The 1,650-nt window shown below is 39.7% G+C and carries 1 protein-coding gene; it reads right to left on the reverse strand.

Annotation, left to right across the window (positions count from 1 at the left end; genetic code table 11):
• Positions 1-1,026 precede the first annotated feature (1,026 nt).
• On the reverse strand, positions 1,027-1,326 hold the full coding sequence (locus FTV42_RS16735; protein ID WP_179991805.1) for a hypothetical protein: 300 nt from the start codon (positions 1,324-1,326) through the stop codon (positions 1,027-1,029).
• Between the last annotated feature and the right edge of the window lie 324 nt (positions 1,327-1,650).

Raw genomic sequence — 1,650 nt, forward strand, 5'->3', positions numbered from 1 at the left:
TTGGTTAGGGCATAGAACACCCCCTGAACACGTCCAAAACCGCCTATAAACGCCTTTTAATGATCACCGCAAGGGATTACCCCAATATACTCACGATCAGCGTTTTATGACTACTCATGCCGTTGTCTGCTTTGTTCAGATCCCCCAGTAGCAGACTTAAACCTAAAATGCGCTGGCGTCACTGTACCTCCCACCCACATCAAGGACGGAAATTAATTATTTGGACGGATTAAGAACGAAAGAGGGATTTATTTTAATTCTACGAACGTTATAATCATCTAACAGCACGGAGATTTAATCTTGAATCTTATATCGAGTTTCAGCTCATATAACTTTCGTTATTAATTATTACCAGTAATTAATAACCGTGCATCCAATATAAAACTAAAGCCGATCATAAATCAATATGGTCGGTTTTTTTTATGGAAAATATTTGGATTTTTTTAGATTGAGCGCATAGATCGGATACCGTTACCCCCATCTTATTAGTGGGGGTATTTAAGAAATTCCTTTCAACCCCCCCTATAAACTCGGAGTATTGGATCATTTTTTGATCAATTTCCTGATTATGTTAATCCGTGTGCAAGCAGGACGCAATAGCAATGAAAAATGACCGCTTTCGTTTAAAAAATCCTTGAACTGGCATTTTGTCGCGTGATGTCCGATCCGTAGGTCGGCACACGCGACAAAATGCCAGTATTTTGCTTTTCTTTGTGTCGGCGCGGGACGACGCCTAAGTTCTACCGATCTGGACGCATACGGGAGCTGTAATCAGGGAAAAAAAGGATTTAAGAAGCATAAAGCTTCAGTTCGCTCATAGACATTCGCTCTGAAAGCCTTGCTATACAAGCATTACGTGAGATTTCGTAAATATACTAAATATACCAAGATCAAAAAAATGCCCTAAAAGATAGACTTAAGGGCATTTTGACTGGAGATATAAAACTAACTTGAGGCTAAAAGCTGAAATTCAAGTAAAGTGCGCCCTTTGGGGTTAAGGGGTCGAACCCCTTACAAGTCCTGTGGCTACGGGGTAGGCTTGCTTAATGAATCAATAAAATCTTTGTTATCCGTTATAAGACCAGTAAAAGCAGCGTCCACAATAGAACGATCATCTAAAACCTGAAATTCTGTCAATTCGGAAAAAGAATAATAATCCCCATCATCTACAGAAAACTCATGATCACCATGAAGATGTAAAACAACCGAAGTGACCTCACCATCACTTTGATAAGTTGTTCCACCCAAACAAATACTATATGAAACTTGTTTGCCTAACAAATCTTTTAAGTGTTCAACTGTTTGATTTATATCAATATTTCCCATTTAAAAAACCTCTATTTATTTAACTATTCAAGTATTAGTGATTTATCATTATGGTGAGAGTTGGAGAAGATCAGGGAATACTCACCCTAGAGCACTAAAAGCACCCTAAGCAGTATTACCCGAACAATGTAAGGCATCACTACGGAGCCGAGCCATCGTTTCACAGGAGCGCATCACAGTCTATTGCTGCGCTTGTTTTGGTTAGGGCATAGATCACCCCCTGAACACGTCCAAAACCGCCTATAAACGCCTTTTAATGATCACCGCAAGGGATTACCCCAATATACTCACGATCAGCGTTTTATGACTACTCATGCCGTTGTC

Origin of the sequence: Acinetobacter sp. YH16052 (genome assembly GCF_013417155.1) — a bacterium.
Classification (GTDB): domain Bacteria; phylum Pseudomonadota; class Gammaproteobacteria; order Pseudomonadales; family Moraxellaceae; genus Acinetobacter.